Annotated in this window: 9 protein-coding genes; 4 read left to right on the forward strand and 5 right to left on the reverse strand. The window is 60.5% G+C overall.

The window, feature by feature from the left end; translation table 11 throughout:
- Positions 1–157: 157 nt before the first annotated feature.
- Positions 158–1,699, reverse strand: a complete 1,542-nt coding sequence (locus K6T12_RS20980) for a phosphoenolpyruvate carboxykinase (protein WP_222224927.1) — start codon at positions 1,697–1,699, stop codon at positions 158–160.
- Positions 1,700–1,877: 178 nt separating this feature from the next.
- Positions 1,878–2,750: an Hsp33 family molecular chaperone HslO gene (hslO, locus tag K6T12_RS20985; RefSeq protein ID WP_222224928.1), complete on the reverse strand. Its 873-nt coding sequence runs from the start codon at positions 2,748–2,750 to the stop codon at positions 1,878–1,880.
- A gap of 102 nt (positions 2,751–2,852) precedes the next feature.
- On the opposite strand from hslO, the gene K6T12_RS20990 reads away from it, so the two are divergent.
- On the forward strand, positions 2,853–3,644 hold the full coding sequence (locus K6T12_RS20990; RefSeq protein ID WP_222224929.1) for a phosphatase PAP2 family protein: 792 nt from the start codon (positions 2,853–2,855) through the stop codon (positions 3,642–3,644).
- 36 nt (positions 3,645–3,680) lie between these two features.
- Here K6T12_RS20990 and hslR read toward each other — a convergent pair whose 3' ends face one another.
- The gene (hslR, locus tag K6T12_RS20995; RefSeq protein WP_222224930.1) at positions 3,681–4,073 is read right to left on the reverse strand and encodes a ribosome-associated heat shock protein Hsp15; all 393 of its coding nucleotides are present in this window, start codon (positions 4,071–4,073) and stop codon (positions 3,681–3,683) included.
- Positions 4,070–4,732, reverse strand: coding sequence for a GMP/IMP nucleotidase (gene yrfG / locus K6T12_RS21000; RefSeq protein WP_222224931.1), 663 nt, complete (start codon positions 4,730–4,732; stop codon positions 4,070–4,072). The genes hslR and yrfG overlap by 4 nt, the downstream gene beginning before the upstream one ends.
- Before the next feature lie 48 nt (positions 4,733–4,780).
- Here yrfG and nudE point away from each other — a divergent pair, with 48 nt between their 5' ends.
- Both nudE and cysQ read left to right on the forward strand, forming a co-directional pair.
- The gene (gene nudE / locus K6T12_RS21005; RefSeq protein WP_222224932.1) at positions 4,781–5,335 is read left to right on the forward strand and encodes an ADP compounds hydrolase NudE; all 555 of its coding nucleotides are present in this window, start codon (positions 4,781–4,783) and stop codon (positions 5,333–5,335) included.
- Positions 5,336–5,338: 3 nt separating this feature from the next.
- Positions 5,339–6,151: a 3'(2'),5'-bisphosphate nucleotidase CysQ gene (gene cysQ / locus K6T12_RS21010; protein WP_222224933.1), complete on the forward strand. Its 813-nt coding sequence runs from the start codon at positions 5,339–5,341 to the stop codon at positions 6,149–6,151.
- A 27-nt stretch (positions 6,152–6,178) separates the two neighbouring features.
- Here cysQ and K6T12_RS21015 read toward each other — a convergent pair whose 3' ends face one another.
- A complete protein-coding gene (locus tag K6T12_RS21015; protein WP_222224934.1) occupies positions 6,179–6,463 on the reverse strand; it encodes a hypothetical protein in 285 nt (94 codons plus the stop codon).
- 260 nt (positions 6,464–6,723) lie between these two features.
- Between K6T12_RS21015 and K6T12_RS21020 the strand changes: the two genes are divergently transcribed.
- Positions 6,724–7,308: a superoxide dismutase gene (locus K6T12_RS21020; protein ID WP_222224935.1), complete on the forward strand. Its 585-nt coding sequence runs from the start codon at positions 6,724–6,726 to the stop codon at positions 7,306–7,308.
- Positions 7,309–7,507: the final 199 nt, after the last annotated feature.

Here is a 7,507-nt window from a genome sequence, read left to right on the forward strand (position 1 = left end):
TGGTCCAGTTCGACTTTTCCCCTGAAATCTTCGAAAAGAAAAAATCCGGAATCCTGCCTAAGGATTCCGGATTTTCTTTCGCAGAATCAGCGGCTCAATGAGCTTAACTGATCGGCATTACGCAATTGCGGGGCTTTTTATATCCAACCGGTACCGCTTACAGCTTCGGGCCGGCCTCGATGATCGCCTCGGAGACGCCGTCGAACTTCTGGAAGTTGTTGACGAACTGGCCGATCAGGTCGTTGGCGGTGGCATCGTAAGCGCCTTTGTCCGCCCAGGTGTCACGCGGGTTCAGCAACGTGGCATCCACGCCCGGCACGCTGGTCGGCACGGCCAGGTTGAGGCCCGCCAGGTGCTGGGTTTCCACCTCGGTCAGCGCGCCACTCTGGATTGCAGCGATGATGCCGCGAGTGGTCGGGATGCTGAAACGTTCGCCGGTACCGTAAGCTCCGCCGGTCCAACCGGTGTTGACCAGGTAGACCTTGGAGCCGAACTCCTCGATCCGCTTCATCAGCAGCTCGGCGTATACGTGAGCCGGGCGCGGGAAGAACGGTGCACCGAAGCAGGTGGAGAAGGTGGACTTGATGCCACCACCGGAACCCATCTCGGTGGAACCGACCAGGGCGGTGTAACCGGACAGGAAGTGGTAGGCCGCAGCCTCTTTGGACAGGATCGACACCGGCGGCAGAACGCCGGTCAGGTCGCAGGTCAGGAACACGATCGCCTGCGGCTCGCCACCCATGTTGGTATCAGAACGCTTCTCGACATGCTCCAGCGGGTACGCACAACGGCCGTTCTCGGTCAAGCTGGTGTCGTTGTAATCCGCTGTACGGGTCTCGTCCAGCTTGACGTTCTCGACGATTGCACCGAAACGGATCGCGTCCCAGATGATCGGCTCGTTCTTCTTGCTCAGGTTGATGGTCTTTGCATAGCAACCACCTTCCAGGTTGAACACCACACCCTTGCCCCAGCCGTGCTCGTCATCACCGATCAGGTAACGCTCAGGGTCGGCCGACAGGGTGGTTTTACCGGTACCAGACAGACCGAAGAACAGCGTGGTATTGCCGTCTTCACCGATGTTGGCGGAGCAGTGCATCGGCAGCACGTCTTTCTCCGGCAGCAGGAAGTTCTGCACGGAGAACATCGCTTTTTTCATCTCACCGGCATAACGCATGCCGGCCAGCAGCACCTTGCGCTTGGCAAAGTTCAGGATGACGCAGCCATCGCTGTTGGTGCCGTCACGCTCCGGTTCGCAGACGAAGCCGGCGGCGTTGATGATCTGCCACTCTTCCTTGCCTTTCGGGTTGAATTCATCCGGACGGATGAACAGGTTCTGACCAAACAGGTTCTGCCAGGCAGTTTCTGTCGTCATTTTAACCGGCAGATAGTGGTTCGGATCGGAACCGACGTGGACATTGGCAACAAACTGCTCTTTGTCCGCCAGGTATTCTTCGACCCGGGTCCAGAGTGCGTCGAACTTGTCGGCATCGAACGGGCGGTTGATATTTCCCCAGTCGATGGCGTCGGAAGTGCTGGGCTCATCGACGATGAAACGATCCATCGGTGAGCGACCGGTACGTTTACCGGTAGTGACTACCAGCGCACCGGTGTCGGCCAGAGTGCCTTCACCGCGCTGAATAGCCCGTTCTACAAGCTGAGCACGGCTCAGATTGACATTTACGGTTGTCTCGTTGGTCATTACTGGGTTCCCTTGGCTAGGTGCCAATAACGTTACCTGAAAAGCAAATATGGAGTTGGCTATACCCCTGTGCACAGCCGGTGTCAGGATTCAGGGAGGCGTATTATTGCACAAAATTTGTCAACAGCGCCATTGGCGATAATCGCTCTCATTTGTGCGCCGCACAACCCGATCAGCCTCAGTGGCGGGCGTCCGAGCCCGGCGCATAACCGGTATCGGAGAACAGCGCGGTGATATCGGCATCATCGAAGCTGTAATGGGTGTTGCAGAACTGGCAGGCTACTTCGATCACTCCCTGCTCAGTCAGGATCTCACGAAGTTCGGCTTCGGTCATGAAGCGCAGGCTTTCGGCGGTGCGTTGGCGTGAACAATCGCACCGGAAGCTGACCGGCTGCGGCTCGGCCAACCGGCAGTGCTCCTCGTGGAACAGCCGAAAGAGCAGGGTTTCGTTATCCAGTTGCAGCAACTCGTCCGCCTTCAGGGTGGAGCCCAGATAGCCGATCCGCTGCCAATCCTCGGCCTGGCTACCGCTGGCCGGCAATACCTGCAGCAGGAAACCGGCCGCCCGCTGACCATCCGCCGCCAGGTGGATCTGGCTGTCCAACTGCTCGGAATATCGAAAGTACGCCTCCAGGCAGTCGCTCAGCTGCTCGCCCTCCAGCGGCACCACCCCCTGATAGCGACGCCCTTCACGCGGTTCGATGGTGATCACCAGTTGGCCCTGTTCGAGCAGTTCGACAAAGCCGGCATCGTCCGGCAGCCCATCCTCGAACCGGGCGATCGAACGCAGCTGCTGCTGGTCGTTGCACTCGGCCATCAGCAGGCGCACATTGCCGCTGCCCTGCGCCTGCAGGATCAGACGCCCTTCGAACTTCAGGTTGGCGCTCAACAATACCGAAGCCGCCATCATCTCGCCCAGGATGCGGCGGATCAGCGGCGGATAATCATGTTTGACCAGCGCCTCCTGGTAACTCTGCTCCAAACCGGTCAATACGCCGCGAATATCGAGCTTTTCAAACAGAATTCGTTGGATTTTATCGGAATCACACATGGGCTATCGTTCTCACGCAGGAAGGCGTTCTAGAGGCAAGGTTACGAGGGTGTTAAAATCGCCGCCAGTATACCACACCACCGTGAAGGGACCTCACCCGAGATGACCGCCCAAGCCGCCACTGTTTTCTGCCGTCACTGGCGCCCCCTGCCCCTGCTGTTCGGTCATCTGGCCGCCGCACTGCTGCTGGCCAGCTTCATCTGGCCCACCGGCCACGAGCTCTGGCGCAGCCTGGATCAGGCGCTGTTTTTCCAACTGAACGGCTCGCTGGCCGACGGCGGCGACTGGGCCCGTTTCTGGGCCTGGGCCAATGTCCGCGCCAGCGATACGGTTGCCGCACTGATCATTCTCGCCACGCTGACCTTCAGCGGCCTCGGCTTGCAGCGACGCCAGCTGCAGCCGGCATTGATCGGCTTCGTTCTGCTGATGGTGCTGATGTTCCTGGTGCGGCGCAGCCTGCATGAGTGGGCCGTGGCGCAGGGCATTTCGGGGCCGAGCGCCTCGCTGGTGCTGCAACCGGCCTATATGCTGAGCGAGCTGGCCCCGGATATCCCGACCAAGGATCGCTCCGGCCAAAGTTTTCCGGGCGATCATGCCGCGGTACTGCTGTGCTGGGTCGGCATGCTGGCATTGAACCTGCGCAACAAGCTGCTTGGGCTGATCCCGCTGGGGCTGGCGTTGCTGCTGATGCTGCCACGGGTGGTCGGCGGCGCCCACTGGGCCAGCGACAACCTGGTCGGCGGCACCTTCACCGCGCTGGTCACGCTGAGCTGGGCGTTCTGCACGCCGCTGCTGCAACGGGCGACCGACGCGTGCTGGCGGTTGCTGCGACCACTGGTCGCACTGTTCGGCCGGCTACCACTGCTGGGCCGGCTGCCGTTTTTCAACCCTTAGCCGGGCACCAAGCAGACCAGACAAACTGCCGGGCGTTCAGTCGAACGTCTGGTCCTTGAAGCCGCGAATCTGGCGGCGATCCTTCTTGTTCGGCCGCTGGGCCGGCGCATCACGCATCAGTTTGCGCCGTTCGGCGGCCTCTTCGCGCTGCTGCTGGCTCTGCTCGGTCTCCCGATAGAGCAGTTGCGCCTCGGGGGCGCCACGACGCTGATCGGACAGCGCCTCGACAATCACGGTTTTCTCGTCGAAGCCCTGGCGGATCTGCAGCTCGGCACCGATCTCCACCAGTCGGCTGCATTTGCTGCGCTGGCCGTTGTAATGCACCTTGCCGCCCTCGATCATCTGCTTGGCGATGGCGCGGGTCTTGTAGAAACGGGCCGCCCAGAGCCATTTGTCGAGGCGGACCTTCAGATCCTGTGATTGAGTCATATCTTTTTGCTCGGACTTAGCTCGTCAAAGTGGCCGATACTGCGGAACTGCTCGATGCTGCGCGCCGGCTGCTGGCTGTCCGGCTGGACGATCGACAGCAGGTGGCGGATACCGTACTGGCGGGCCGACTCCAACACCGGCAGACTGTCGTCGATCAGCAGGGTGCGCTCGGCATCGAACGGCTCCTCCTGCTGCAGCCGCTGCCAGAACATTGGATCTTCCTTCGGCAGCTGGTAATCGTGCGAGCTGATCACATGGTCGACCAGTTGGTCGATACCGGTTTTGCGAATCTTCAGGTTCAGACTGCCGCGGTGGGCGTTGGTGACGATCACGGCGCGGATATTCTCGCTGCGTAACCGGGCCAGGAAATCCTGCACATAAGGGCGGAAAGCGATCCGTTCGGCGATCTCCTCCTTCAGCTGGACGATATCGACGTTCAGCTCGCGGCTCCAGTAATCGAGGCAGTACCAGTTTAGTGTGCCCTTCTCCGCTATGATACGCTGATGCAGCCAGGCCCGGGCCTCGTCCGGCTCCAGCGCATGGATCTGCGCATAGCGCAGCGGCAGGTGTTCGAGCCAGAAGTAGGTGTCGAAGTGCAGGTCCAGCAGGGTTCCATCCATGTCCAGCAACACGGTGTCTATATCGGGCCAGTACAGCATGGATAGGCAGAGTTCTCGTCAGCAATCGTTTTCAGGAAGACCTTCAGTATGCCCGTAAAGCCCGATATTTTGAAGATTACCGCCACCGCCCGCAGCCGGCTGTTCCAGGTCGAGGAACTGCAGCTGCGCTTCAGTAACGGTGCAGAGCGGACCTACGAACGGCTCGCCAGCCGGGGCCACGGCGCGGTGATGGTGGTGGCGCTGACCGCCGAGCAGGAGGTACTGCTGATCCGCGAATACGCCGCCGGTATGGAAGACTACCTGCTGACCCTGCCGAAGGGACTGATCGACCCGGGCGAGGACGCACTGCAGGCGGCCGATCGCGAACTGAAAGAGGAGGCCGGCTTCGGCGCACGCCAGCTGCAGACGCTGAAGGTGATGTCCACCGCGCCGAACTACATGGGCCACCGGCTGACCGCGATCATCGCCCGCGATCTCTACCCCTGCCGCCTGCCGGGCGACGAGCCGGAGCAGATGGAGGTGGTGCGCTGGCCGCTGAGCCGGCTCGATGAACTGATCGGCCGCGACGATTTTCACGAAGCCCGGGCGATCGCCGCACTGCTGATGACCCGCGACCTTGTCCAGCAAGGCAAACTGGACTGAACCATGCCGATCGATAACCAGCAGTTGGAACAGTTGAAGCAGATCGCCCGCGATGCCGGCCAGGCGATCATGCAGGTCTATCGACGGGAGGAGTTCGGTGTCCGTAGCAAGGAAGACGACTCGCCATTGACCGAGGCGGATCTGGCGGCCCACCGGGTGATCGAGGCGGGGCTGGCGGCACTGACGCCGGAGATCCCCCGGCTCAGCGAGGAGGCGGCCGCGATCCCCTTCGAGCAGCGCCGCAACTGGCAGCGGTTCTGGTGCATCGATCCGCTGGACGGCACCAAGGAGTTCATCCGCCGCAACGACGAGTTCACCGTCAATATCGCCCTGATCGAGCAGGGTGCGCCGTTGTTGGGACTGATCTACGTGCCGCCGACCGGCACCCTGTACTGGGGCGGCCGGGAACTCGGCGCCTGGAAGCAGCGCGACGGCCAACCGCCTCGGGCGATCCACTGCCGGCCACTGGGCGAGATTCTGACGGTGATCGCCAGCCGCCGCCATGGCGAAGATCGCAACGCCACGCTGCTGGCCGGGATCGCCGATCAATTCAATGGAATCGACACCACCAATATCGGCAGTTCATTAAAGATGTGCCTGATTGCCGAGGGCAAAGCCGATGTTTATCCACGGCTGTTCCCGACCAGCGAATGGGATACCGCCGCCGCCCAGGCGATTGTCGAGGCCGCCGGTGGCCGGTTGGTCGATGCCGAACGGCTCGAACCACTGCGCTACAACCAACGCGAGTCGCTGGAGAACCCCTGGTTCCTGGTGATCGGCGACCCGGCGTTCCCACTTAACCAGCTGGACTACTGAGCCGGTCGTACAGCTATGCGGTAACGCTCAGGATTCCGCTACGCACTGGCGGGTGCCGCCGCGCACCACCTCCTCCACCTTGCTGGCGAAGGCGCCGTCACCGGTCTGCTGGCGCATGATCATGCCGACCTCGCGGTCGGAGAAATGTTTGTGGACATAGTCGGTCAGGCAACTGCATTGGGCTTCGCTGGCACCGCCGCTGGCCATGCAGCCGTCCATGAACGGCTGCCAGGTCTTGGAGTTCAGAAACTGGCTCTTCAGCACAAATACCGCCAGCGCCACTGCGCCGATCCACAAAAACACCTTACTCATACTACGCCCTGCGTTATTGTTATATTCCCGCCATTCTCAAGCAGCCATGGCCCTACCACCAGCGGACTTTGGTCGCAGCCGCCTAACTGTTGCACCGGGCGAATACCACTACCTTTTGTACCATGAAAAGGCGGATTGTCGGTGATATGATCAGCACGCTTCTAACTTTTAAAGTGGGCAACGGACCGCCGGATTCTACTAATAAACCGCCATTCGTCCGTTGGCCGCCAATGACAGCCGTATCAAAGAGGGTGAAACTTATGAGCTTTGAACTTCCGCCGCTGCCGTACGCCAAAGACGCTCTGGAACCGCATATCTCCGCGGAAACTCTGGACTTCCACCACGGCAAACACCACAACACCTACGTGGTCAAGCTGAACGGTCTGGTACCGGGCACCGAGTACGAAGGCAAGTCCCTGGAAGAGATCATCAAGACCGCTCCGGCCGGCGGCGTGTTCAACAACGCAGCACAGATCTGGAACCACACGTTCTACTGGCACTGCCTGGCCCCGAACGGCGGTGGTGAGCCGACCGGCGCAATCGCTGACGCGATCAACGCCAAGTGGGGTTCTTTCGACAAGTTCCAGGATGAGTTCAACGACAAGGCCGTGAACAACTTCGGCTCCAGCTGGACTTGGCTGGTGAAAAACGCCGACGGCGAACTGGAGATCGTCAACACCTCCAACGCCGGCACGCCGATGACTTCCGGCCAGACCGCGCTGCTGACCGTCGACCTGTGGGAACACGCCTACTACATCGACTACCGCAACGTCCGTCCGGACTACCTGAAAGGCTTCTGGGCGCTGGTGAACTGGGAGTTCGCCAACCAGAACCTGGCTGGCTAAACCCAGCCACCGCTATTGAAAAGGCACCCATATGGGTTAATACCGATCAGTTAAGCTCTTTAACTTGCTGATCAGACAAGAGAAAATCCGGAATCCATGTTAAGGGTTCCGGATTTTTTTATGCATTTCAGTCAGGCAGTGGATGCCATCTCTCGCGTTTCTCCCGACCAATTCGCTTCGTTGTCTGAAGTGCTCTCCC

The sequence above is a fragment of the Marinobacterium arenosum genome (assembly GCF_019795155.1).
Taxonomy (GTDB): Bacteria; Pseudomonadota; Gammaproteobacteria; order Pseudomonadales; family Balneatricaceae; genus Marinobacterium_C; species Marinobacterium_C arenosum.

Excerpts from the sequence above, each read along its gene's own strand:
- K6T12_RS21015 (WP_222224934.1), bottom strand. The coding sequence starts at position 6,463 with ATGAGTAAGGTGTTTTTGTGGATCGGCGCAGTGGCGCTGGCGGTATTT.
- nudE (WP_222224932.1), top strand. The coding sequence starts at position 4,781 with ATGCCCGTAAAGCCCGATATTTTGAAGATTACCGCCACCGCCCGCAGC.
- K6T12_RS20980 (WP_222224927.1), bottom strand. The coding sequence starts at position 1,699 with ATGACCAACGAGACAACCGTAAATGTCAATCTGAGCCGTGCTCAGCTT.
- hslO (WP_222224928.1), bottom strand. The coding sequence starts at position 2,750 with ATGTGTGATTCCGATAAAATCCAACGAATTCTGTTTGAAAAGCTCGAT.
- hslR (WP_222224930.1), bottom strand. The coding sequence starts at position 4,073 with ATGACTCAATCACAGGATCTGAAGGTCCGCCTCGACAAATGGCTCTGG.
- cysQ (WP_222224933.1), top strand. The coding sequence starts at position 5,339 with ATGCCGATCGATAACCAGCAGTTGGAACAGTTGAAGCAGATCGCCCGC.
- K6T12_RS20990 (WP_222224929.1), top strand. The coding sequence starts at position 2,853 with ATGACCGCCCAAGCCGCCACTGTTTTCTGCCGTCACTGGCGCCCCCTG.
- K6T12_RS21020 (WP_222224935.1), top strand. The coding sequence starts at position 6,724 with ATGAGCTTTGAACTTCCGCCGCTGCCGTACGCCAAAGACGCTCTGGAA.
- yrfG (WP_222224931.1), bottom strand. The coding sequence starts at position 4,732 with ATGCTGTACTGGCCCGATATAGACACCGTGTTGCTGGACATGGATGGA.